Below are 22,996 nucleotides of genomic sequence, written 5' to 3' on the forward strand. Positions count from 1 at the left end.
AAATCTTCGGCGCGACCATTGAAAACCGAAAAAGGCGCGGCCCCATGCGGAGCCGCGCCTTGTCCGTGGAGTCGCGATCCAAGGATCGGACGAAAGCGCGTCACGCAGCCTTGGCGGTGCCCTGCAGGGACGCCTTGGCCTTCTCGACCACGGCGGCGAAGGTCGCCGGCTCATGGATGGCGAGCTCGGACAGAGCCTTGCGGTCCACCTCGATGCCGGACTTGGACAGCGCGTTGATGAAGCGCGAATAGGTCAGGCCATGCTCACGGACGGCAGCGTTGAGACGCTGGATCCAGAGGGCGCGGAACGTGCGCTTCTTGTTCTTACGATCGCGGTAGGCATACTGCATGCCCTTCTCGACCGCCTGCTTGGCGATCCGGATCGTATTTTTGCGGCGGCCGTAATAACCACGGGCGGCCTTGAGGACTTTCTTGTGCTTCGCGTGACTGGTCACGCCGCGCTTGACGCGGGCCATGGGTTCTCTCCTGGATTACGAAAAAGGCAGTTCGGCGGGTGAAAAGCGACTTACCGGCTGTTGGGCAGGAAGTACTTCTTCACGTTGGCGGCATCGCCCTCGAACAGGGTGGTGGTGCCGCGCAGGTTGCGGATCTGCTTCGTCGTCCGCTTGATCATCCCGTGGCGCTTGCCGGCCTGGGCATACATGACCTTGCCGGTGCCGGTGATCTTGAAGCGCTTCTTCGCGCCCGACTTGGTTTTCAGCTTGGGCATTTGGCTCTCCTGAACGCGCATCGGCTCCGATCCGGAGGGATCGAAGGGATGCGCTCGGTTGATGCTTCTGATGGAGCAGCACGAACCGCCACGGCAGCCCGATCGGCCGGGCGGTTCAACGCGAGGGGGCGTATGACAGAAAAGAGACGCGCTTTCAATCCTGCGGGTGACGCGCGTCCGGCACGGGACATTCGTCCCGCACGGGACATTCGTCCCGCGCCAGGGCCCGGCGCACGTCGTCGTCCGTCACCTCGGCCATGGGCTTGGCGATCTTCACGGCGCGGGTCGGCCGTCCTGGCGGCATCAGGAGAAGAACCGTCTCCATGCCGGGGCAGGCCGGGTCGGCGCAGACGATCTCGTTGACCTTGATCACCGCGTCGGCGCCAAGACCGGCGGCGACGCGCGTCCAGGCCAGGATGGCATCGCGCGCGGTCGTGTCGGCGGGGGACGGACGGCGCCCGAATCCGAACAGGGCCACGGCGTCAACCCGGCAGGGTGAGGAGACCGGCGGCGCCATCGGCGCAGCCGAAGCCGAGGCGGGCGCCGCGCGCATCCCAGGCCAGGGCCGTGACGCCGCTGCCCTTCACGGACGGACGAACCAGGAGTTCCGATCCGTCGGCGAACCGCACCAGCAGGATGCAGCCGTCTTCATACCCGATGGCCAGCACCAGGGCCTTGGGGTGGAACGCCACGCGGGAGACCCGCGCCGGGCGAACCCCGCATTCGCGCGGAGCCTTACCGGTGGGGCCTTCCTTCGAGTCGAACGGCCAGACGATGGCTGCCTCGGCACCTCCGGTGGCGAGCCAGTCGCCGTCGCCGGACCAGGCGACGGAGCGGACCTTGCCGGGATACCCCGACATCCGCATGTGGCCCCGGTCGGGTTGGAGGCGCCAGCCGTGCAGGGCGTTCTCCTGCATCGTCGTGACGACGAAGCGCCCGTCCGGCGACCACGTCACGTCGATATGCGAGCCCTTCCATTCGATGAAATCGGGGGCCGTCTCGAGGTTCGGATACCAGAGGGTGGCCCCGTTGTAGTGCGAGACGGCGAGGCGATACCCCTTCGGCGCGAAGGCGAGGCCCCGCGCCGTGGAGGGGGCGGCGAACACCTTCTCGCGGCCCTTGGCGTCGCGGGCGACCACATTTCGCCCGGCCGCATACGCGATGGCGCCATCGGGATGGAGTGCCAGGGCGTCGATCCAGGCGCCGCCCTTGGCACGTGCCACCTCGACGACATCACCCTCGGGCGAGGTCGCCACCACGCGGCCGTCGTCGCCGCCTGTGACGATCCGGCGGCCGTCGCCGGCGGCGACCAGGATGGCGCCCTCCGGGTGGGATTCGATCCGGCGGACCTCGCCCCGGCCGGCCAGCAGCACGGCTCCATCCCCGAGGGCCAGGGCCAGGGTGTCCTTCAGCCACACGGCGGCGGTGACGTGGGCGCCGGCCTCGATGGGCGCGACGTGGTCGAGGAGGGAGGGGGTGGTCTCGGCCATCCGGCGGAAATCTCTCGTCACGCGGTTGCGATCGGCCCAGGGCGCTCGAATCTCACAGGGTGGGCGTACCGGAGGCACGCCGCGCCGTCAGGATCGTGGCGACGAGGGCCAGGACGCCGGCGATGCCGGCGGGAATGGCCAGGGCATACAACGCTAGGCGGCCGTAGGCGACCGCTCCGGCGAGGGACCCGACGAGGAGGGCGAGCCAGACGACGCCGTCGCCCACCCAGGCATAACGGGCGCCGCGCCGGGCCAGCGCCAGGGCGAGCTTGTGGCCGAAGCTGAACAGGGCCCCCGTGACGAAGGTGGTCCCGGCGCGAAAGCCCTGGACATGGGACAGGGCCGCGTTCTGCGCCCCCATGGCCAGGGCGAGCATGAGAGAGGCGAGCCCCGAATCCGGCGCGGCGACGGCGGCCTCGAAGGCCGCGGCGACGACGGCCGTCTCGAAGCCGAGGATCACCGGCGTGCCCCAGCGCGACGGCGTCAGGGCCGAGAGGGCGCCGCCGCAGAGACAGCCGAGGAGGAACGCGAGGATGAGAAGCGCCGGCAACAGGGCGAGCTGGGGTTGGCCATGCCCCAGGGCCACGGCGAACTGGGTCGTGTTGCCGCTCATGAACGAGGTGTAGAGCCCGCCCAGCCGGATGAAGCCGAGGGCATCGACGTAGCCGGCGATCGCCGTGAGGATCAGGCCGAAACCGAGGTGCCAAGGGCGGGTCATCGGTGCTGCTCTCCTGCGTTCACCACGGCCCCCGCAGGGTTAAAGCTTTGCTCACCAAGTCCACGCAATTGGATTGAACGCCCCCGAACGGCAGGCCGCCACGGTCCGTTGAAGAAGGGATCCGGCACGAGACCGTTCGTCCCCCGCCGGGTGAGTAGGAGTTGCGTCATGATCTCATTCGCCTGCGCCGCCCCGGCCCTTCCCGCCTTCCCCCTGCCCTCCTCCCTCGGCTCCTGCGCCATCGCCGAGACCGTGCTCGTCGTCGAGGACGAGATCATGGTCTGCGAACTGGCCGCCGAGGCGTTGCAGGAGGAAGGCTACCGGGTCCTCACCGCGTCCGACGCGGACGAAGCGGAGGGGATCCTGGCGCGTGAGCACGTGGATCTGCTCTTCACCGATATCGATCTGGCCCGCAACACGAACGGCCTCGCCCTGGCGCATCGCGCGCGACGGGTTCGCCCCGGCCTTCCCGTGGTCTACACCTCGGGTGGACGCGGTCACCTCGCCCACGGCGACGCCGTGACGGACTCGGTGTTCGTTCCCAAGCCCTACCGCCTCAGCGCCCTCGTGGCCCTGGCCAACGACATCCTGCGCTCGCACCCCGACCACGCCTGAGCGCCAACCCCCGGATTCTGCCGATGCGCACCATCCTCCTCGCCCTTGCTTTCGCGACCGCCACCCTGGGCACCGCCCAGGCCTGCGACGTGAAGGCGGCCAAGCTCGAAGAAGCCATCGCCGCCAAGAGCCAGCTCCGCGAGGCCGCCAACAAGCAGACGGTGCGCGATCTGCGCACCCTGCGCGACGCGGCCATCGTGCTCGAAACCTATGGGTACGGCTCGGAATGCGAGCGCGTCGTCGAGATCGTCCAGGCGCTGGCCGCCAACCCCGACAAGGCGATCGAGCGCGGCGGCGACACCGACGAGGAGAAGGCCGAGGAGGTCCTAGAGACCCGCGAGCCGAAGGCGCCCCCGGCCGAGGCCGCTCCGCCGGCCCGTAAGGCGAACTGAAACGAACTGACGGCGACCCGCCTCGGCCGCCCGTCGCACCGGCTTCCCGTGCCCGGGGCGACGCGCTACGAGCGTGACGGTTCGGTCGTCCGCCGAGGTTCGATCCGCCGAACGCGTGTCGGCGGAGCGACCGCGTATCCCAAGGACAGCACACAGCATGGCGACGGACACCCCCACCCGCGAGGCCGGCATCGCCCATGCTGCCGATCGCCTGCCTTCCGTGATCGTCGACGCCTACAACAGCGAATTGAAGACCGACGAGGGCTTCGTGGGCGACAAGGTCTCGAAGAAGGCATTCCGCGAGATCCTCGAGACGTGGCGTGAGACCCTGCGCAAGCTCGGCCCCGATCCCCTCGGCGACAAGCCGAGCGCCGACCTGAGCAAGAAGAGCCTCGATCGCACGCTTGCCGGGAGCGATCCCCTCGCCTCCGGACTGGTCTTCAGCGCCATCGAGGATTTCGCCCAGGAGCTTGCCGGCGTGGTGCGCCGGTTCCTGAAGCAGAAGGGCTGGCGCGACACGCAGGGGATCGTGGTCGGCGGCGGCTTCAGCGACAGCCGCGTCGGCCACCTCGCCATCGCCCGCGCGGGCGTCATCCTGCGGGCGGGCGGCCTCGACCTGACCCTGGAGCCGATCCGCCACCATCCCGACGAGGCGGGTCTCATCGGCTCCGTGCACCTCGCCCCGGCCTGGATCTTCGCCGGATACGACAGCCTCCTCGCCGTCGACATCGGCGGCAGCAACATCCGTGCGGGCGTCGTGGCGACGAACCTGCGCAAGGCGCCCGATCTGTCCCGCAGCGCCGTCTGGCGTTCGGAGATCTGGCGCCACTGCGACGAGGAGCCCACGCCCACCCGCGACGCGGCGGTGGATCGCCTCATCGCGATGCTCACCGACCTCGTCCGCCGGGCGGACCGCGCCAATCTCACCCTCGCGCCATTCATCGGCATCGGCTGCCCGGGCGTGATCGCGGCGAGCGGCACCATTGACCGAGGCGGCCAGAACCTGCCGGGCAACTGGGAGAGCGACGGCTTCAACCTCGCCGAGCGTCTCGTCGCGGCGATTCCGCGGATCGGCGACCACGCCACCATGGTGGTGATGCACAACGACGCCGTCGTGCAGGGCCTCAGCGAAGTCCCGCATCGGACGGAGTTGACGCGGTGGGGCATCCTCACCATCGGCACGGGCCTCGGAAACGCCCGCTTCACCAATCGTGGCGGTGACGAGACAGCCGACTAGGACCGTCGCGGGCGCCCATCGCCGTGTTAAACGCCAGATAACGATGCCGGTTTTCAGCCGGCCCCGCAGGGGGGCGTGCCGGGTCGCCCGCCCCCGTCTCACCGGATCTCTTGGAACGAGAACGGGTGGTGTCCGGACGTTTCGTGAAGCGACCTAAGGTCTTTCACAAAACGCCCGCTGCGCTGTGCTGCTCAAGATGAGAACGGGCGGTGATCGGGAGTTTTGTGAAGCGCTCTTAACGCCCACGTCCCGTCCCGGCGACCTTCTGGGCGATCCGCTCGCGCAGCTCCTCGGGAAGCTCGATATCGACGAGGCGCCAAGTCCAGCCGCGCAAACGAAGGCGCAGGCGCAGGCGGCGTTCCCGTGTCGCGTCGGGGGGCACCGGGATGACCACGGCACGAAAGCCCCGCATCTCGGAGGCCAGATAGAACGGCACCAGCCGCCGCAGGTTCTCGATCCGCAATCCGGGCTTCGGCGCCGCTTCGGGCGGAGCGGTGACGGCGGCCTCGCCGGGGCGCAGTTCGAGGGGGGCGGGATCGACGGAGTCCAATCGGCCATCGTCGAGGAGGTCGACCACGGTTTGCGGCGTCACCAGGGATTCGGCGATGGGAATCGCCAGGGCCACGAGGGCATCGGCGAGGCGTTGACGATCACGGGGCTCGGCGCCGGGGGTCTCGCCCCGCGACTGCGCGGCGACGGCGATCTGGCGGATCACCGAAAGGCGGAGCGTACGGAGATTGACGTGCCGTTCGACATAATCGGCGTCATGCGCCTGCACTGCACGGGCGAGGTCGTAGAGAGCCCAGAACGGCGTCAGCGTGAACACGAACCAGCCGAGGGCAAGGACGATGGGAACGGACCACCAGCGCATGGGTGGCCGACCTCAGACGCCGACCGGAATGGAGGCGCGCTTCACGCCGGACCATGCCAGTCGACGAGGCCGCCGAAGGCCGCCACGACCCCTTCGTAGACCGGGCGCTTGAACGGCACGATGAGGTCGGGCAACCCCACCATCGGCTCCCAGCGCCAAGCGTCGAATTCGGACGGGTGAGCGCCGCCCCCCGGCGCGGCCACATCGATTTCGCTGTCGTCACCAAGGAAGCCGAAGGCGAACCACTTCTGGGTCTGCCCGCGATAGCGTCCTTTCCAGACCTGCTTCAGAACCGCCGGCGGCAGGTCGTAGCTGAGCCAGTCCGACGCTTCGGCGAGTAACCGCACGGAGCCCGGGGCGACGTTGGTCTCCTCGTAGAGTTCGCGCAGGGCGGCCGCGTGCGGCGCTTCACCGGGGTCGATCCCCCCCTGCGGCATCTGCCAAGCGCGCCCGTCGGCCACATGCTCGGGCCCGGCGTCCGAGCGACGGCGACCGATGAAGACGAGGCCGCTGCGCGCGATCAGCGTGATCCCAACGCAGGCGCGGTAGGGCAGCTCGGTGCCGCTGGTGTCGGAAAGGACTGTCATCGGCGTGACCATAGGGCACGCCGTCCCGACGCTGCAACGCACAATCCCGCTCGGCTCGGACGAATCGGCCGTCCCCCCGTCAGGGGGCCGCGCTGGTGAGGCGCGTGCCGGCGGGGCTGCCGCGCAGAACGGCGCTCACGGGCACGAGGCGGATCCCCCGCGCTTCCAGGTCCCGCGACCAGCGCAGGATCCGGTCGATGGTCATCGGCATGGCCGTGGCGGAGACCAGGACGAGGCCTTTCGATAGGGCCTGGGCTTCGGCCCGGGCGAGTTCGCGATCGATGGCCTCGGGCCGGGGCAAGGCATCGAGGACGATCTCGGCCCGCGCGTTCGACATCTTCACCTTGGCGCCAAGGCCCGCCACGATCGATCGCGGCGAGGTGCCGTCGTCGACGTAGCCGAGGCCGCGTCCGGCGATCTCTCGCAGCATCGGCTCGAAGGCGGCGGCGTCGCTCGTGAGCTTGGCCCCCATGTAGTTGACGACGCCGATGAAGCCCTGGAAGCGGCTCATGGCCCAGGAGAGCCGGTCGAGATTTTCCGGGAGGCGTGCGGCCGCGAGCAGGGTCTGCGGTCCGGGATCGCTGTCGGGATAGTCGAACGGCTCCATGGGCACCTGGAGCAGGGCCTCATGCCCGGCCTCGCGGGAACGCGCGACGATGCGCTCGAGGTCGTTGCCGTAGGGGGCGAAGGCGAAGCTGATCTCGGGCGGCAGGCGAGTAATGGCGGTGGCGGTGGCGGCTTGACCGATGCCGAGACCGGTCAGGAGAATGGCGATGCGCGGGCCGGTGATACCGGGGTCGGGGCGCGCATAGACGTCGAGGGACCGCATCCGTCCGTCACCGAGGCGCGGCACGTTCCCATAGCGGCCCCGCTCGGCCAGGCGGGGGTCGAGGGCGGCGAGCTTGGGCGGTGCCGCGTCGGGCACGCGGATCACAACCGCGTCACCGGGTGCGTTGCCGCCGCCTGCCCGCACGACGGTGACGCCGGACGCCGATTCAACAGCTTCCGCGGAGCGTTGACCACCCGGGATCTTTTCCGGCGCCTTTTCGGGGACCTTGTCGGCTACCGCCGCCATGGGACCGGAGGGCGGGTCGCGTAGGGCGATGGTGGCGACGGCCACCGGCTCACCGCCGTGCGGATCTCCTGTCACGGCAAGGACGCTCACCCCGGCGACGAGGCCGAGGGCAAGGGCGCCGGCCGTCACCCGGGATGTCGGGCGCAGGGCCAAGAAGGCATGCAGCTGCCGCCGGGGCGCACGCCCGGTGCCGAGCGGCTGGGTCAGAATGTCGTCGGAGGTCACGCTCAGCCGCTTCCCTCAGAGTTCGGGGCGAGATCGGCGGTACCGCGTTTCAAAACGAAAGCGGCCCCCGATACCGGTACTGGACCGATATTGGGGGCCGTCATGGTTAACACGCGCTTAAGGCTTGGTCGTTCGATTCAGTTCGGCACGGGAGCCTTGGTGTTGGACGCACCCTTCTGGATGCCGCGCAGATAGTCGAAAGCGGCGATGAGCTGCTTGTCCTTGGCCGGGTCCGGCGGAACGTAGGCGGAGGAACCGCCACGCTCCTCCACATCCTTCTGCTTCAGGTGGCCCTTCAGGCCCGCCTCGCCCTTGGTCTCGTCCTTGCCCTTCAGCTCGTCGGGCACTTCCTGCAGGACTTCCTGGTCCGGCTCGATACCCTTGGCCTGGATCGAGCGGCCCGACGGCGTGTAGTAACGCGCCGTGGTCAGGCGAAGCGCGCCGCTGCCGCCGAGCGGGATGATCGACTGCACGGAGCCCTTGCCGAACGAGCGGGTGCCGAGCACCGTCGCGCGCTTGTGATCCTGCAACGCGCCGGCCACGATCTCGGAGGCCGACGCCGATCCGCCATTGACCAGCACGACGACGGGCTTGCCCTTGGCCAGATCGCCGGCCTTGGCGGAGAAGCGCTGGGTCTCGTCCGGGTTGCGGCCACGCGTCGATACGATCTCGCCCCGGTCGAGGAAGGCGTCGGAGACCGCGACGGCCTGGTCGAGGAGCCCGCCCGGATTGTTGCGCAGATCGAGGACGTAGCCCTTGAGCTTGTCGGCGCCGATCTCGGTGTTGAGCTTGTCGATGGCCGAGCGCAGGCCATCGTAGGTCTGCTCGTTGAACTGGGTCAGGCGGACGTACCCGATGTCCCCGCCCTCGGCGCGCGAGCGCACGGGCTTGATCTTGATCACGTCGCGATTGAGCACGACCTCGATGGGGTCCTTCGACTCCTTGCGGGTGATCTTGAGCTTGACCGGGGAGTTCACCGGTCCGCGCATCTTGTCCACGGCCTGATTGAGGGTGAGGCCCTGGACCTGATCCTCGTCGATCTGCGTGATCACGTCGTTCGAGAGGATGCCGGCCTTCGAGGCGGGGGTGTCGTCGATGGGGGTCACGACCTTGATCAGGCCGTCCTCCATCGTGACCTCGATGCCGAGGCCGCCGAACTCGCCGCGCGTCTGAACCTGCATGTCGCGGAAGCTCTTCGCGTCCATGTAGCTCGAGTGCGGATCAAGGGAGGTGAGCATGCCGTTCACGGCCGCCTCGATGAGCTTGGCCTCGTCGGGCTTCTCAACGTAGTCGGTCCGTACCTTCTCGAACACGTCGCCGAACAGACTGAGCTGGCGATAGGTTTCGGCGGACGCCGCCACGGCGCTGGTCCCGGACAGCAGGCGGGTCTGGGTCGCGACCATGGAGGACCCGACGCCGAGAAACGCGCCGAGGAGAATGAGGGAAACCTTGCGCATTATCCGCGAACCTTCTCGCTGGGGCTTTTGGCCCACCAAGGCTCCGGGTCAATGGAGCCGCCGTCTTTTCTGAACTCGACGTATAACATCGGATCGCCGCCGGCCGGAGCCGCACCCGGGCCGCCCTCGCCCATGGCCGCGACGGGCTCACCCGCCAGGACGAACTGGCCGACCTCGACGTCGATCCGGTCCATCCCGGCCAGCAGCAGATAGTAGCCATCGCCGGCATTGATGATCAAGAGTCGGCCGTACGAGCGGAACTGCCCGGCGAACGAGACCCAGCCATCGGCCGGAGAGGAGACCACGGCTTTGGGCCGGGTGGCGAGCGAAATGCCGCGGGTGGTACCGCCGTTGCCGTCGGGCTGGTTGAAGCCGCGCGACAGGGTACCACTCACCGGCCGGGGAAGCTCGCCGCGAGTCTCGACGAACCGAACCTTCGGAGCGAGGCGGGCCGGATCGCGGATGCCGGCGGCGGCGAAACGCTCCTGGGTGGCGCGGGCCTCGCGCGTCTCGGCCGCCCGGGCCTCGTCCGCCGCGCGGCGCGCGGAGGCGACCTCGCCTTCCATGCGCTCAAGGAGTTCCTTGAGGGAGCGGGCCTGAAGGCCGAGTTCGGCCGTGCGCGCCCGCTCGGTCACCAGACCGCTCTCGACCTCGGCCAGCCGCGCCTTGCGGGCGGCAATCAGGCCACCGAGGCGGAGCTGCTCGCGCGCCCAGCCCGCGAGATCATTCTTCAAACCTTCGCGATCCGCCGCGATGAGCGCCTTCAGGCGAACCATTTCGGTGAGATCGGCGGCCAGCGTCTCGGCCTCGCCGCGTAGTTCCGGCACCACGGCACCGAGCAGCATCGAGGTGCGGATCACGGCGAGCACGTCCTCGGGCCGCACCAACACCGCCGGCGGCGGCCGCCGGCCCATGCGCTGCAGGGCCGCGAGGATCTCCGCGATCACGCCGCGTCGCCCGTCGAGGGAGCGCCGGATGGCCGCCTCGCTCGTGCCCAGGGCCTTCAGGCGGTCCTCGAGCCGGGTCATCCGGTCTTCCGTCGCCTGGGCCTGCCGAGCGGCGTCGAGAAGGGCCGTGTTGAACTTGGCCCGGTCGCTGCCGATGGCCGCGATCTCGGCCTCTAGCTGCGCCTTCGCGCCGGTCGAGGCCGCCAGCGCCTCTTCGATGCGCCTCAGATTTTCCGCGCGACGAGTCTTCTCGGCGACCGCCCGCTCGATCGCGTCCGGCTCTGTCGTCGAGGCTTTCGCCGCGGCGTCCCTGGAGGGCTCCTGCGCCGTGGCGGAGCCGGTCAGGAGCGCGCTGAGAAGGACCAGGGCACAGCGCCCGTGCCCTCCCGTCCACGCCGTCCATCGTGACTTCGCCGTCGTCATCGCTCGCTGAGGTTCCCGCGGTGATAGGGATGGCCGGCGAGGATCGTCAGCGCCCGATACACCTGCTCCAGAGCTAGGACGCGCACAAGGCCGTGCGGCAACGTTGCCGCCCCGAAGGACAGCGTCAGGTCGGCCCGTGTCCGGACGGTGGGGTCAAGTCCGTCGGCGCCCCCGATGACGACGGCAAGACTTGGACGCACGGCATCGCGCCAGGCCGCGACCCGGTCGGCGAACGTCTCGCTGTTGAGGTCGGCCCGTCCACGCTCGTCGTAGACAACGAGGGCCGCGCCATTCGCGTGGGCGAGGATGGCGGCGCCCTCCTCAGCACACCGGTCCTGGGGACGCCGCGCGCGGCTCTCGGGGATCTCGACGATCTCACAGGTGGGAAAGCCGAGACCGCGCCCGATTTGCGCGGCCCGGTCGCGGTAGCGCGCGGCGAGATCGCGCTCGGGGCCGGTTTTCAGACGACCGACGGCAACGACGACGAGGCGCACGCGACGGGCAACCCGGCGGGGTTCACTCGGCCCCGGCGGCGCTCGACAGGTCGGCGGACGGGCGGTCGGCGCCCCACATCTTCTCAAGATTGTAGAAGCCGCGCACTTCGGGACGGAAGATATGGACGATGATGTCGCCGGCATCGATCAGCACCCAGTCGCAGGCCGGAAGCCCCTCGACCCTGGCGGAACCAAGACCCTTGGCCTTCATGTCCTGCAGGATGCGGTCGGCGATGGCGCCGACATGGCGCTGCGAGCGGCCGGAGGTGATGATCATGGTATCGGCGAGCGAAGTCCGGCCCATGAGATCAATCTCGATGGTCTCCTCGGCCTTCATGTCCTCGAGACAGTCGAGGGCAAGCGTCCTGAGGCTACCGATCTTACGGTCGGTCGCTTCGTCGGAACCCGGGGTTCCCTGGTAAACCGCGTCGTTCAGCGTCTCAGTTCCTGCGTGAGCCATGATCATGCGCCGATCGTACCCTGAATGCGCGCGACATGGAACGTTTCAGTTGCGCCTTCGGTAAATCGCCTCCGTCGCCTCTCATCCCTTTGCGCGCAAAGCGGTGGAGGAGAGATGCGAGCGTGGCCCGTGCAGGAACACCCAGGCCGGCGGATCGAGGTCGGGCAGGAGGTCGGCATCGGATTCATCGATGCGCCAGCGGCCGAGCGCATGGGCCGCTCGGGCCGCCGGGCCCTTCAGGGTGAAACCCGGCCGGTCGATGATGGCGATAGGCATGGTCGCGGCGATCTCGCGAAATCCCGCCCAGCGGTGAAATGTCGCGAGGCTGTCGGCACCCATGATCCAGACGAACCGCACGGAGGGGTGGCGCGCCGTGAGGTAGCGCAGGCTCTGGCGTGTGTACTGGGCACCGATCCGGCTCTCGAACGCCGTTACGGTGATGCGCGGATGGGCGGCGATCGCCTGCGCGGCGGCGACCCGCGCATCGATGGAGGCGAGGTTGGTCCGGTCCTTTAGGGGATTGCCGGGCGTGACCATCCACCAGATCCGGTCCAGCCCGAGACGCCTCAGGGCGACCCGACTGACGTGGCGATGGCCGAGATGGGCCGGATTGAACGAGCCGCCATAAAGCCCGACCCGCAGGCCGGGACAGGCAGGCGGCAGCCGGACCGGGCCGGACACCTCAAGGCGCATCAGAACCCGGCGATGGAGGGCCGCCGCCGTACGGCGTCAAGGACGCGTCTGCCCGCTTCCGTGCACCCGGTACTTGAAGGTGGTGAGCTGCTCGACGCCGACGGGCCCCCGCGCATGCATCCGGCCGGTGGCGATGCCGATCTCGGCCCCGAACCCGAACTCGCCGCCATCGGCGAACTGGGTCGAGGCGTTGTGAACGACGATGGCCGAATCGACCTCCGCGAGGAAGCGGGTCGCCTCAGCCCGGTCGGCCGTGACGATGGAATCGGTGTGGTGCGAACCGTAGGTCTCGATATGGGCGATGGCGGCATCGAGGCCATCCACGACCCGCACGGCGATGATGGCGTCGAGATACTCCGTCCGCCAGTCGGTCTCGGTGGCGGGCGTGACGCGGGCGTCGACGGCCTGCACGTCGGCGTCTCCGCGCACGGCGCAACCGGCCTCGAGCAGCATGGCGACGAGGGGCGCCAAGTGCGTCGCGGCGCAGGCCCGGTCGACGAGCAGGGTCTCGGCGGCGCCGCAGATTCCCGTGCGGCGCATCTTGCTGTTGAGGACGACGGTGCGGGCCATGTCGAGGTCGGCGGCCGCCGCCACGTAGACGTGGCAGATGCCGTCAAGGTGGGCGAACACGGGCACGCGGGCCTCGCTATGGACGCGCTCCACGAGCCCTCGCCCCCCGCGCGGCACGATGACGTCGATGCATCCCTGCAGGCCCGACAGCATGGCGCCGACGGCTGCCCGGTCGCGGGTCGGCACGATCTGAATCGCGTCGGCCGGCAGGCCGGACTCCTCGAGGCCGGCCCGCATGGCACGGGCGATGGCCATGGCCGTGCGGTGACTGTCGGACCCCGCCCGCAGGATCGCGGCGTTGCCGGCCTTCAGGCACAGGGCCCCGGCATCGGCGGTGACGTTGGGGCGGCTCTCAAAGATCACCCCGATCACGCCGAGCGGCACGGCGATGCGCTCGATGAGGAGACCGTTGGGCCGCTCGAAAGCGGCGACCTGCCGCCCGACGGGATCGGGCAGAGCGCCGATCTTCTCGACGGCGGCCGCGATGGCCGCGAGACGGGCCGGGTCGAGGGTGAGCCGGTCGATGAGCGCCTGGGTCTGGCCGGCGGTCCGGGCCGCCTCCACGTCCAGGGCGTTCTCGGCCAGGATCTCGGCCTGCGCACCCCGAAGGCGCTCCGCGATGGTCCGCAGCGCGATGTCCTTGGTCTGCGCTGGTGCCAGGGCGATGCCGCGCGCGGCCGCGCGGGCGCGCTGGCCGATGGCATGCATCTCCTCGAAGAGATCGGGAGCCTGGAACTCGGAACGCAGGTTCAGAACGGGCACGGCCTTCATCCTCGCGGGCCGTCGCGATCCGGCGCGCCCGCCTGTTGTCTCACCCGTCATCGCATGGCGGGCGGGCTCTAAACAAGCGTCGCGGGTGCCAGTCCGGTCATTCGCCCACCATGGCGAGATCATCGCGGTGCACCATCTCGGCACGTCCTGGATGCGTGAGGAGTTCGGCGATCTCGCGGCTCGGGCGACCGACGATCCGGGCGGCCTGGTCGCTGTCGTAGGCGACGAGGCCGCGCCCGAGGGTCCGGCCGGCGGCGTCCCGGATCACCACGGCATCGCCGCGCCCGAAACCGCCCTGGATCTTGATGACGCCGACGGGCAGGAGGCTCGCCCCGCCCTGAAGCGCGCGCGCGGCGCCGTCGTCGACGGTGAGGATGCCGCGCGGCTCGAGTGAGCCGGCGATCCAGGCCTTGCGCGCGGCCACGGGATTCGAGCCCGACAGGAACCAGCTGCAGCGCCCGCCCTTCAGGATGGATCCCAAGGGGTTCTTCGCGCGGCCATCGGCGATGACCATGTGGGTGCCGCCGCTGGCCGCGATCTTGGCGGCCTCGACCTTCGTGCGCATGCCGCCGCGTGACAGTTCGGACGCCGGCCCGCCGGCCATCGCTTCGATCTCGGGCGTGATGCGCTCGATCACCGGCAGGTGCCGGGCGTCGGGATCGGTGTGGGGAGGCGCCGTGTAGAGGCCGTCGATGTCGGAGAACAGCACCAGCACGTCGGCACCGATCATGGTGGCGACCCGCGCGGCGAGGCGGTCGTTGTCGCCGTAGCGGATCTCGCTCGTCGCTACGGTGTCGTTCTCGTTGACCACGGGCACGGCCCGGACCTCGAGGAGCTTGAGCACCGTCGCGCGGGCATTGAGGTAGCGACGCCGCTCCTCCGTGTCCTGGGGGGTCACGAGGATCTGGCCCGCTGCGATGCCGTGGTGGCCGAGGGCCTCTGACCAGTGCCGCGCGAGGGCGATCTGCCCCACGGCGGCGGCAGCCTGGCTCTCCTCCAGGCGCAGGGTGCCGGGCGGATACCCCAGCACCGTCCGTCCGAGGGCGATGGCGCCGGAAGAAACCACGAGCACGTCGGCGCCCCCGGCATGCAGATCCGCGATATCCTCGGCCAGGGCCGCGAGCCAGGCGTGGCGCAGGCGGCCACGCCCCCGGTCGACGAGGAGCGCCGAGCCGACCTTGATGACGATACGGCGAAAATCCTGGAGGCTGGGGGTGACCACGCGCGGGGAAACCATCGCCCCCTCGCTCACGGCTGCCATGCCTCGGCCGGCTGCGCCTCGGCCTCGGCGAGCTTGGCGTCCCCGATGGAGCGGGTGATCGCCCGCAGAGCGTCCTGAACGCCGAGTCCCGTGGCGGCGGAGAGGATCAGCGGCTTCTTTCCCGAGGCGCGTTTGAGGCGGGCGACCTGCTCCTTGAGGGTGTCGGGATCGACGACGTCGGCCTTCGACAGGGCGACGATCTCGGGCTTGTCCGACAGGCCGCCGCCATAGGCCTCAAGCTCCTTGCGTACGAGCTTGTAGGTCTTGCCCGCGTGCTCGTTGGTGGCTTCGACGAGATGCAGCAACACGCGGCAGCGCTCGACATGGGCGAGGAAGCGGTCGCCGAGGCCGACCCCGTCATGGGCGCCTTCGATGAGGCCGGGAATATCGGCCAGCACGAATTCGCGCTCGTCGGAACGCACGACGCCGAGTCCGGGATGCAGGGTGGTGAAGGGGTAATCGGCGATCTTGGGCTTGGCCGCCGTCACGGTCGCGAGGAAGGTGGACTTTCCGGCATTGGGCAGGCCGACGAGGCCCGCATCGGCGATGAGCTTCAGGCGCAGCCATACCCATTGCTCGTGGCCTTCGAGGCCCGGATTGGCGTGCTTCGGAGCGCGGTTGGTCGAGGTGGTGAAGTAGGCGTTGCCGAAGCCGCCGTTGCCGCCCTTGGCGAGGCGTACGCGCTGGCCGACATGGGTCATGTCGGCGATGAGGGTCTCGCCATCCTCGGCCAGGATCTCGGTTCCGGCCGGCACCTTCAGCACCACGTCGGCGCCGTTGGCGCCGTGCCGGTTCGAGCCCATGCCGTGCTCGCCTTTCTTGGCCTTGAAGTGCTGCTGGTAGCGGTAGTCGATCAGGGTGTTGAGGCCGTCGACGCACTCGACCCAGACGTCACCGCCGCGGCCGCCGTCGCCCCCATTCGGGCCACCGAATTCGATGAACTTTTCGCGCCGGAAGGCCACGCAGCCGGCTCCGCCGTCACCGGAGCGTACGTAGACCTTGGCTTCGTCGAGGAATTTCACGGGACTGCTCGTCTCACTCAAACGGATCGGACGCGCGAAACGATCTCGCGGGTCGGTTCCGGCAGGATGCCGGTGCTGGCGTCAGGCGCCGCTACGACGGCATTTTCCGTCGAGGTTCAGGTATTGGATACTCCGAAGTCCCGCCTCGAACCATGCGCTGGAGGACTTGGTACCCTCGTATCCGTACAGAACGATGCGAATGGCGTCGTCGGGCGACACCAGGGTGGGGGGTGATCCCATCTCGAAGGTCCAGCGCGGAGACGGCGTGCCGTCACCACCGAAAGTGGTTCGGGTCCCGTCCGCCTCGATCTGGTTGATCTGTGTGAAGGCCGGGGCCTCACCCTTGTGGGCGACGGCGAAGGTGAACCCCACCTTCGGGGCGCGGCCGACGAAGTTGTAGAACTCGCAGTACAGCGTCGGCGGCGCGGGCTTGGCCGCGACTTCGACGGGTGTAGGCTCGGGCGCGCGGCCACGCAGGATGAAAGCGGCAAGCGCGGCCGACACCAGGGCTGCCGCACCGGACACGGCGAGGGTACGCTGCATCACCTCGATCCCATCGCTGCGGGTGGAGTGGGCCCCACCTCAGACGACGAAAGGGAGGATGGATGCCCATCCTCCCCCACGCATGCCCCGATCGGCCGGAAACCCGGTCGATCGCGAGAGAATATTGCTTACTCGGCGGCTTCCTGCAGCGGCACGACGGTGACGAAGGCGCGGCCGCGCTTCGTCATGAACAGCACGCGGCCATCGGTCTTGGCGAACAGGGTGTGGTCCGTGCCCATGCCGACATTGGTGCCGGGGTGCCACTTGGTGCCGCGCTGGCGCACGATGATGTTGCCGGCGATGACGGCTTCCGAACCGAACTTCTTCACGCCGAGGCGCTGGCCGGCAGAATCGCGGCCGTTGCGGGACGAACCGCCTGCTTTTTTATGGGCCATTGTGGCTTACTCCGAAATCTCGAAAAACGATCTCGCCGTCAGGCGCTGATGCCGGTGATGCGCACCACCGTGTGGTGCTGGCGGTGGCCCCGCTTGCGGCGCGAATTCTGCCGGCGGCGCTTCTTGAAGGCGATGACCTTCGCGTCGCGGCCATGGCTGACAATCTCGCCGGTGACGCTGATGCCCGAGAGCAGCGGAGCGCCGATCTGGGTGGCGCCGGCACCGTCGGCGAACAGAAGCACGTCCCCGAAGGTGATGGTGGAGCCGGCTTCGCCCTCGAGGCTGGCGATCGTGATGGTGTCGTTGGCGGCGACGCGATACTGCTTGCCGCCCGTCTTGATGACTGCGAACATCGTTCTCTCTCGTGTTCTCTGCCGGCCTCCAGCCCACCCAACGGGCAAGCCTGGACCGTCTTCTTGTTCAGGTCATCCGCGACACCGGATCGAGACCGGGCGCGAACGCGAAACGCGCGGACTTCGTCGAGGAAGCCGCGCATTGCGCCGGTGCATAGGCGTCGGGGGAACGATTTGTCAAGGCAATGCCGATTCGAGCGACGCGGCCGGCCTCGCGCGGGTGGCGGCGTTACCGCTTCGTCAGGCCGCCGAGCACGTTCCGGAGGATCGCGTTGCCGACCTCCGTCCCGACCTTGCGGGCCATGGAGCGGGCGGCGTTACCGATGACCTGTTCGGCCAGGCTCTGGGGCGGTCGCCGCCCGCCCTTGGCAGCCGGCTTCGTCCCGAAGACGCCGCCCAGGAGACCGCCGAGCATTCCCGTCAAGCCCCCTTCGGAGTGCTGCGCCGCCTCGGCCGCACCGGCATCGAGGCCCTTGCGCTTGGCCAGGATCTCGTAGGCGCTCTCGTTGTCCACGGCCGTGTCGTACTTTCCCCGCACGGGACTGTTCGCCATCAGGCCGGCGCGCTCGGCCGGGGTGATGGGACCGACGCGCCCTTGAGGCGGGGCGACGAGGGCGCGCTCGACGACGGAGGGCGTGCCCTTGGGTTCGAGGAAGCTCATCAGGGCTTCGCCGACGCCGAGTTCGGTGATGGCTTGTCCGACATCGAAGCCTGGGTTCTGTCGAAACGTCTCGGCCGCCGCCTTCACGGCGCGCTGGTCGCGGGGCGTGAAGGCGCGCAGCGCGTGCTGCACCCGGTTGCCGAGCTGGCCGAGCACCGATTCGGGGACGTCGAGGGGGTTCTGGGTCACAAAGTAGACTCCCACCCCCTTGGACCGGATCAGGCGCACCACCTGCTCGACGGCGGACAGGAGGGCCTTGGGCGCATCGTCGAACAGCAGGTGCGCCTCGTCGAAGAAGAACACCAGCTTCGGCTTATCGAGGTCACCGACCTCCGGCAGCTGCTCGAACAATTCCGACAGCATCCACAGCAGGAAAGCCGCGTAGAGCCGGGGCCGCTGCATGAGCTTGTCGGCCGCCAGGATGTTGACGATGCCGCGCCCGTCGCGGTCGGTGCGCATGAAGTCGTTGAGGTCCAGGGCCGGCTCGCCGAAGAACCCGTCGCCGCCCTGGCTCTCGAGCATCAGAAGCTGGCGCTGGATGGCCCCGACGCTCGCCGCCGAGACGTTGCCGTACTGGCCCGAGACCGCCTTCAAGTTCTCGGAGACATACAGCAGGAGCGCGCGCAGGTCCTTCAGGTCGATGACCGGCCATTGATTGTCGTCGGCGATCCGAAAGGCGATGTTGAGCACGCCCTCCTGGGTGTCGTTCAGTTCGAGGAGCCGCGCCAGGACGAGGGGTCCCATCTCGATGACCGTGGCGCGGATCGGATGGCCCTGGTCGCCGAACAGGTCCCAGAACACCACGGGGAAACGGTCTGGCTCGTAGGTGAGCCCGAGTTCCTCCGCCCGCTTGACGAAGACGGGTTTGGACTCGCCGGCCATCGCCAGACCCGACAGGTCGCCCTTGATGTCGGCGGCGAAGACCGGGACGCCGGCGTTGGAGAAACCCTCCGCCATCACCTGCAGGGTGACGGTCTTGCCGGTGCCTGTGGCGCCCGCCACGAGGCCATGGCGGTTGGCGAGCCGCAGGGTCAGGGCTTCCGGCTTGGTGGCCCCGTCCTTCGAGCGGGACTTGCCCACCAGGATCGTACCGTCGCTCTGCATGATCGCCCGCCCCCGAACCGCGAAGAGCCGCATGCCGCGTCGCGCGCTCCGGTTATGCCGCCGGGGCGCGGCATTTTCCAGCGGCCGCGTCCCGTGTGCGGCGACGCCCTTGATTTACGCGCGGCAAGGCCGGACAGACGGCAATCCGAACGTCCTGGAGCGACCCGAGATGGAAGAGTTGATTGCCCGCGTCACCACGGTGACCGGCCTGGACGCCGCGACGGCTCAAACGGCCATCGGCCACATCCTGGCCTTCCTCCAGAAGGAAGGGCCCGCCACCGAGGTGAGCCAGCTCCTCGCCACCCTGCCGGGCTCGGAGACCGCCATCGCGGACTCCAACGCGGGCGAAGGCGGCGGCGGCGGCTTGATGGGGATGCTCGGGGGCATGATGGGCGGCGGCGTGATGGCGCTTGGTCAGAAGCTCATGGCGGCCGGCGTCCCCATGGGCCAGATGCAGCCGCTGGGCCGCGAGCTGTTCGCCTATGGCCGCGAGCACGCCGGCGAAGATGTGATGGGCCCCATCGTCGGCTCGATCCCCGGCCTGAACCAGTTCGTCTGACCGCGCGTCCGGCTCCCTTCGGCGGCTATCCATGTCACGCCCGGCGAAGGAGGTCCGGCTAAGCGCATCAAAGCACTGGGGCGTCACGACAATCCTTGTCATAAAAGCGTGCGCGCCACGTGGTGATGTGATCTCCTGAAGGCACGAGGCCGGGGGCTCCAGGGTGAGCCCGCCTCGCTGGCCTCACAGGCGGATGCGACCATGGTCCCGAACTTCGCGCGCGATGCGTCCACGGCTTGGCTCACCGGCTGGGAAACCCATGTCCACGCCCCCTTCAGCCGCCTGAAGCGCAAGCGTGCGGAGGCGGGGTTCCCCGTGCCGCCAGGGTTTCAGGGACGCGCACTGATCCCGCCGGGCGCTGTTCCCATCAAGTTCAAACCACGCCTGAAGAAGCCCCTGCCGGCCCCCGGCCTCGACCCGAGCCTCGGACGCATCGGCAACCTCGAGGTGCGCCTGGCGACCTGCGTCTCCGAGATCCGCCGAGCGCAGCGCCTGCGCTACCGGGTGTTCTTCGAGGAGATGCAGGCGGTGGCCACCGGCCTGTCCCTGCTGTCGCGCCGGGACATCGACGCGTACGACGCCGTCTGCGACCATCTCCTTGTCATCGACCATGCCGCCACGGACGAGACGCCGTTCCGGCGCCCGCGGCCCAAGGTCGTGGGGACCTACCGTCTCCTGCGGCAGGACACGGCCGACCGGCATTTCGGCTTCTACACGGCCGGCGAATACGACATCACGCCCCTGCTCGCCGCTCATCCGGGCAAGCGCTTCCTCGAACTCGGCCGCTCCTGCGTGCTCAAGCCCTACCGGACCAAGCGCACGGTGGAACTGTTGTGGGCCGGGATCTGGTCCTACGTGCAGCACCACCGCATCGACGCCATGCTCGGCTGCGCCAGCCTGGAGGGGACGGACCCCGAGCGCCTCGCCCTTCCTTTAAGCTTTCTCCACCACCATGCCCGGGCCCCGGAAGGCTGGGGCGCGCGAGCGCTGCCCGAGCGCTACGTCGCCATGGACCGCCTGTCCCGCGAGGTCGTCGACCCCAAGGCCGCCCTCCAGTCCCTGCCGCCGCTGATCAAGGGCTACCTGCGCGTCGGCGCCACGTTCGGCGACGGGGCGGTCGTGGATCACCAGTTCGGCACGACGGACGTCTTCGTAGTCCTGCCGGTCTCGGCCATCGCCGCACGCTACCGCGATCACTTCGGCGCGGCGGCGGACCGAAAAGCAGCCTGACTCCGGCCACGCGGACACGCGGCCGCCACGCCGGGTTCGGTGGAGTCGGCTCAGTCGTGGGTGTCCGCGACCAACGCCGCCAGCCCTTCGCGGTAGGTCGGATAAGCGAGTTCGACGCCGAGTTCCTCGCGGATGAGCCGGTTCCGCACGCGCTTGTTCTCGCCGTAGAAACTGCGCGCCATCGGGCTGAGGTCGGCGGTCTCGAAATCGATCTCGGGCGGCAGGGGCAGACCGGTCAGGGCGGCCGCGTATTCGGTCACCACCTGCGGCGGCGTCGGCGCGTCGTCGGTGACGTTGTAGACCGCTCCAGCGCGGGGCCGGTCGAGGGAGGCGAGCAGCGTGGTGGCGATGTCGTCGACGTGGATGCGGTTGAACACCTGCCCCGCCTTGATGATGCGCTGCGACTTGCCCTGGCGCAGCTTCACGATGGGGTTGCGGCCCGGCCCGTAAATGCCGGACAGGCGAAACACCTGCACGGTCTTGGCGGAGTCCCGCCCGAGGGCGAGCCACGCCTCCTCCACGGCGAGGCGCGCAAGGGAGCGCCGGCTCGTCGGGCGCGGCTCCGTCGCCTCGTCGATCCAGGCCCCCTGCTTGTCACCGTAGACGCCGATGGTGGAGAGGTAGCCGATCCAACCGATGCGGCTGGCCCGGATCGCATCGCCGTAGCGGGCCAGCACCGTGTCGCCGTCCCCGGCAGGGGGAGCTGAGATCAGGAGCACGTCCGTCTCGGCGAGGTCGGCGGCGATGCGGGCATCGTCCCCGTCCGGCCCGAACGTCCGCATCGCGACGCCGTCGAGGCCGGCGCCCGCCCGCGACGGATCGGTGACCGTGGCGCGAACCTGCGCGAACCGCCCGGAGGCCCGCTCGACGAACCGGCGCGCCGTGAAGCCGAGGCCGAAGACGAAGAGGTTCATGGGATCCAGGTGTCCTGCCTAATCCGGGTTCGCCGGGTGCTGCGCGAGGGCGTTCTGCCATTCCGCGCGCACCGCGTCATCCGTCTCGTCGGCGCCGACGCGCGCGAACGCGATGCGGAGGGCGGCCCCGTCGAAGAGGCGGCCGCTCGCCCAGACGGCGGCGCCGCGAACGAGGGGCGAGGCGTCGGTTAGACAGCGCATCGCTTCCGGAGCCAGGGCGGCCGAACCGGAATTGCCGATGGCGATGAGAACGTTGCGCAGGAAGTTGTCGCGGCCGGTGCGCTTGATCGGCGTCCCGGCGAAGCGCACCCGGAACGCCGCATCGTCGAGACGGGCGAGTTCGGCGAGCGGCGGGGCGGCGAGATCGACCCGCGCGGCGAGGCGCGCCTCGCCTGCCGTCGCGGCGAACTTGTTCCACGGGCAGACCGCGAGGCAGTCGTCGCAGCCGAAGATGCGATTGCCGATGGCGGCGCGGAACGCGTGCGGGATCGGGCCCTGATGCTCGATGGTGAGGTAGGAGACGCAGCGCCGCGCATCGAGGCGGTAGGGCTCCGGAAAGGCGTTGGTCGGGCAGATGTCGAGGCAGCGCCGGCACGATCCGCAATGGTCGCCTTCGGGCTCGTCCGCGACGAGTTCGGCCGAGGTGTAGATCGCCCCGAGCAGGAGCCAGTTGCCGTGGGTGCGGGAGACGAGGACCGTGTGCTTCCCCTGCCAGCCGAGACCGGCCGCCTCGGCCAGCGGCTTCTCCATCACGGGCGCGGTGTCGACGAACACCTTCACCCGGACGTCGCCCTTGGCCGAGAGGTAGCCGCCGAGCTCCTTCAGCTTGCCCTTCATCACCTCGTGATAATCGCGCCGTTGCGCATAAGCGGCGATGGCCCCCCGGTCGGGCCGGGTCAGGGCCTCGAGGGGGCTCTCCTCCGGCGTGTAGCTCATGGAGAGCACGATCACGCTGCGCACGCCCGGCCAGAGAGCTGCCGGATCGGCACGCTGATCGGCCCGGTCCTGCATCCACGCCATGCCGCCGTGATGTTCGGCCACGAGCCAGGCCGGCAGGCGCTCCACTAGGGCAGGCACCGCGTCGGGTCGGGTGACGCGAAAGCCGTCGAAACCGAGGTGGCGGGCGCGGGCCTCCACGGCCCGGCGCAGTGCGTCGCCCGCCAGAAGCTTCCTTGGCGGCCGGACCGTCATGGGGGCATC

At 69.4% G+C, this 22,996-nt stretch carries 27 protein-coding genes; 5 read left to right on the plus strand and 22 right to left on the minus strand.

Annotation, left to right across the window (positions count from 1 at the left end):
• Positions 1 to 100: 100 nt before the first annotated feature.
• From rplT to MFF01_RS07735, 5 genes are all read right to left on the minus strand, one after another.
• Positions 101 to 475, minus strand: a complete 375-nt coding sequence (gene rplT / locus MFF01_RS07715) for a 50S ribosomal protein L20 (RefSeq protein ID WP_238223627.1) — start codon at positions 473 to 475, stop codon at positions 101 to 103.
• A gap of 50 nt (positions 476 to 525) precedes the next feature.
• Positions 526 to 729: a 50S ribosomal protein L35 gene (gene rpmI, locus MFF01_RS07720; protein WP_018044555.1), complete on the minus strand. Its 204-nt coding sequence runs from the start codon at positions 727 to 729 to the stop codon at positions 526 to 528.
• A gap of 154 nt (positions 730 to 883) precedes the next feature.
• Entirely contained in the window at positions 884 to 1,207 is a 324-nt protein-coding gene (locus MFF01_RS07725; protein WP_238223628.1) for a hypothetical protein, read from the minus strand.
• A gap of 4 nt (positions 1,208 to 1,211) precedes the next feature.
• Positions 1,212 to 2,219 (minus strand): WD40 repeat domain-containing protein, encoded by a 1,008-nt coding sequence (locus MFF01_RS07730; RefSeq protein WP_238224310.1) that lies wholly within the window; start codon positions 2,217 to 2,219, stop codon positions 1,212 to 1,214.
• Positions 2,220 to 2,271: 52 nt separating this feature from the next.
• The gene (locus MFF01_RS07735) at positions 2,272 to 2,937 is read right to left on the minus strand and encodes a YoaK family protein (RefSeq protein ID WP_238223629.1); all 666 of its coding nucleotides are present in this window, start codon (positions 2,935 to 2,937) and stop codon (positions 2,272 to 2,274) included.
• 168 nt (positions 2,938 to 3,105) lie between these two features.
• Here MFF01_RS07735 and MFF01_RS07740 point away from each other — a divergent pair, with 168 nt between their 5' ends.
• From MFF01_RS07740 to MFF01_RS07750, 3 genes are all read left to right on the plus strand, one after another.
• Positions 3,106 to 3,552, plus strand: coding sequence for a response regulator (locus MFF01_RS07740; RefSeq protein ID WP_238223630.1), 447 nt, complete (start codon positions 3,106 to 3,108; stop codon positions 3,550 to 3,552).
• 23 nt (positions 3,553 to 3,575) lie between these two features.
• The gene (locus MFF01_RS07745; protein ID WP_238223634.1) at positions 3,576 to 3,944 is read left to right on the plus strand and encodes a photosystem reaction center subunit H; all 369 of its coding nucleotides are present in this window, start codon (positions 3,576 to 3,578) and stop codon (positions 3,942 to 3,944) included.
• Between the two features lie 157 nt (positions 3,945 to 4,101).
• On the plus strand, positions 4,102 to 5,181 hold the full coding sequence (locus MFF01_RS07750) for an ROK family protein (protein WP_238223636.1): 1,080 nt from the start codon (positions 4,102 to 4,104) through the stop codon (positions 5,179 to 5,181).
• Between the two features lie 235 nt (positions 5,182 to 5,416).
• Here the strand turns inward: MFF01_RS07750 and MFF01_RS07755 are convergent, their stop codons facing one another.
• The 15 genes from MFF01_RS07755 to MFF01_RS07825 all read right to left on the minus strand — a co-directional run bounded on the left by MFF01_RS07755 (position 5,417) and on the right by MFF01_RS07825 (position 19,093).
• Positions 5,417 to 6,052, minus strand: a complete 636-nt coding sequence (locus tag MFF01_RS07755; protein WP_238223638.1) for a DUF2939 domain-containing protein — start codon at positions 6,050 to 6,052, stop codon at positions 5,417 to 5,419.
• Positions 6,053 to 6,093: 41 nt separating this feature from the next.
• Positions 6,094 to 6,651, minus strand: a complete 558-nt coding sequence (locus MFF01_RS07760; protein WP_238223641.1) for an RNA pyrophosphohydrolase — start codon at positions 6,649 to 6,651, stop codon at positions 6,094 to 6,096.
• 67 nt (positions 6,652 to 6,718) lie between these two features.
• A complete protein-coding gene (locus tag MFF01_RS07765; RefSeq protein WP_238224312.1) occupies positions 6,719 to 7,945 on the minus strand; it encodes a divergent polysaccharide deacetylase family protein in 1,227 nt (408 codons plus the stop codon).
• A gap of 131 nt (positions 7,946 to 8,076) precedes the next feature.
• Positions 8,077 to 9,396, minus strand: coding sequence for a S41 family peptidase (locus MFF01_RS07770; protein WP_238223649.1), 1,320 nt, complete (start codon positions 9,394 to 9,396; stop codon positions 8,077 to 8,079).
• Positions 9,396 to 10,766, minus strand: coding sequence for a murein hydrolase activator EnvC family protein (locus MFF01_RS07775; RefSeq protein ID WP_238223651.1), 1,371 nt, complete (start codon positions 10,764 to 10,766; stop codon positions 9,396 to 9,398). The genes MFF01_RS07770 and MFF01_RS07775 overlap by 1 nt, the downstream gene beginning before the upstream one ends.
• Positions 10,763 to 11,260 (minus strand): 23S rRNA (pseudouridine(1915)-N(3))-methyltransferase RlmH, encoded by a 498-nt coding sequence (rlmH, locus tag MFF01_RS07780; protein WP_238223654.1) that lies wholly within the window; start codon positions 11,258 to 11,260, stop codon positions 10,763 to 10,765. Before rlmH ends, MFF01_RS07775 begins: the two co-directional genes overlap by 4 nt.
• A 22-nt stretch (positions 11,261 to 11,282) precedes the next feature.
• Positions 11,283 to 11,726 (minus strand): ribosome silencing factor, encoded by a 444-nt coding sequence (rsfS, locus tag MFF01_RS07785; protein ID WP_238223655.1) that lies wholly within the window; start codon positions 11,724 to 11,726, stop codon positions 11,283 to 11,285.
• A 75-nt stretch (positions 11,727 to 11,801) separates the two neighbouring features.
• Positions 11,802 to 12,413: a nicotinate-nucleotide adenylyltransferase gene (locus MFF01_RS07790; protein ID WP_238223656.1), complete on the minus strand. Its 612-nt coding sequence runs from the start codon at positions 12,411 to 12,413 to the stop codon at positions 11,802 to 11,804.
• Positions 12,414 to 12,449: 36 nt separating this feature from the next.
• Positions 12,450 to 13,745, minus strand: coding sequence for a glutamate-5-semialdehyde dehydrogenase (locus tag MFF01_RS07795; RefSeq protein WP_238223657.1), 1,296 nt, complete (start codon positions 13,743 to 13,745; stop codon positions 12,450 to 12,452).
• Between the two features lie 106 nt (positions 13,746 to 13,851).
• A complete protein-coding gene (gene proB, locus MFF01_RS07800; RefSeq protein WP_238223658.1) occupies positions 13,852 to 14,991 on the minus strand; it encodes a glutamate 5-kinase in 1,140 nt (379 codons plus the stop codon).
• 11 nt (positions 14,992 to 15,002) lie between these two features.
• The gene (obgE, locus tag MFF01_RS07805) at positions 15,003 to 16,037 is read right to left on the minus strand and encodes a GTPase ObgE (protein ID WP_238223659.1); all 1,035 of its coding nucleotides are present in this window, start codon (positions 16,035 to 16,037) and stop codon (positions 15,003 to 15,005) included.
• 81 nt (positions 16,038 to 16,118) lie between these two features.
• Entirely contained in the window at positions 16,119 to 16,580 is a 462-nt protein-coding gene (locus MFF01_RS07810; RefSeq protein ID WP_238223660.1) for a hypothetical protein, read from the minus strand.
• A gap of 128 nt (positions 16,581 to 16,708) precedes the next feature.
• Positions 16,709 to 16,975 carry a 50S ribosomal protein L27 gene (gene rpmA / locus MFF01_RS07815; RefSeq protein WP_056302722.1) on the minus strand — a complete coding sequence of 89 codons (267 nt, stop codon included), beginning with the start codon at positions 16,973 to 16,975 and terminating at the stop codon, positions 16,709 to 16,711.
• A gap of 38 nt (positions 16,976 to 17,013) precedes the next feature.
• Positions 17,014 to 17,328 carry a 50S ribosomal protein L21 gene (gene rplU, locus MFF01_RS07820; protein WP_238223661.1) on the minus strand — a complete coding sequence of 105 codons (315 nt, stop codon included), beginning with the start codon at positions 17,326 to 17,328 and terminating at the stop codon, positions 17,014 to 17,016.
• A 229-nt stretch (positions 17,329 to 17,557) separates the two neighbouring features.
• Positions 17,558 to 19,093 (minus strand): helicase HerA-like domain-containing protein, encoded by a 1,536-nt coding sequence (locus tag MFF01_RS07825; RefSeq protein ID WP_238224314.1) that lies wholly within the window; start codon positions 19,091 to 19,093, stop codon positions 17,558 to 17,560.
• A 169-nt stretch (positions 19,094 to 19,262) separates the two neighbouring features.
• Between MFF01_RS07825 and MFF01_RS07830 the strand changes: the two genes are divergently transcribed.
• Entirely contained in the window at positions 19,263 to 19,652 is a 390-nt protein-coding gene (locus MFF01_RS07830) for a DUF2267 domain-containing protein (protein WP_238223663.1), read from the plus strand.
• 201 nt (positions 19,653 to 19,853) lie between these two features.
• Positions 19,854 to 20,882 (plus strand): l-ornithine N(alpha)-acyltransferase, encoded by a 1,029-nt coding sequence (olsB, locus tag MFF01_RS07835; RefSeq protein WP_238223665.1) that lies wholly within the window; start codon positions 19,854 to 19,856, stop codon positions 20,880 to 20,882.
• 50 nt (positions 20,883 to 20,932) lie between these two features.
• On the opposite strand, the gene MFF01_RS07840 is transcribed toward olsB, so the two are convergent.
• Both MFF01_RS07840 and queG read right to left on the minus strand, forming a co-directional pair.
• Positions 20,933 to 21,796, minus strand: a complete 864-nt coding sequence (locus MFF01_RS07840; RefSeq protein ID WP_238223667.1) for an SDR family oxidoreductase — start codon at positions 21,794 to 21,796, stop codon at positions 20,933 to 20,935.
• A gap of 18 nt (positions 21,797 to 21,814) precedes the next feature.
• The gene (queG, locus tag MFF01_RS07845) at positions 21,815 to 22,987 is read right to left on the minus strand and encodes a tRNA epoxyqueuosine(34) reductase QueG (protein WP_238223676.1); all 1,173 of its coding nucleotides are present in this window, start codon (positions 22,985 to 22,987) and stop codon (positions 21,815 to 21,817) included.
• Between the last annotated feature and the right edge of the window lie 9 nt (positions 22,988 to 22,996).

This window comes from Methylobacterium adhaesivum (assembly GCF_022179065.1).
In the GTDB taxonomy this organism is placed as follows: domain Bacteria; phylum Pseudomonadota; class Alphaproteobacteria; order Rhizobiales; family Beijerinckiaceae; genus Methylobacterium; species Methylobacterium adhaesivum.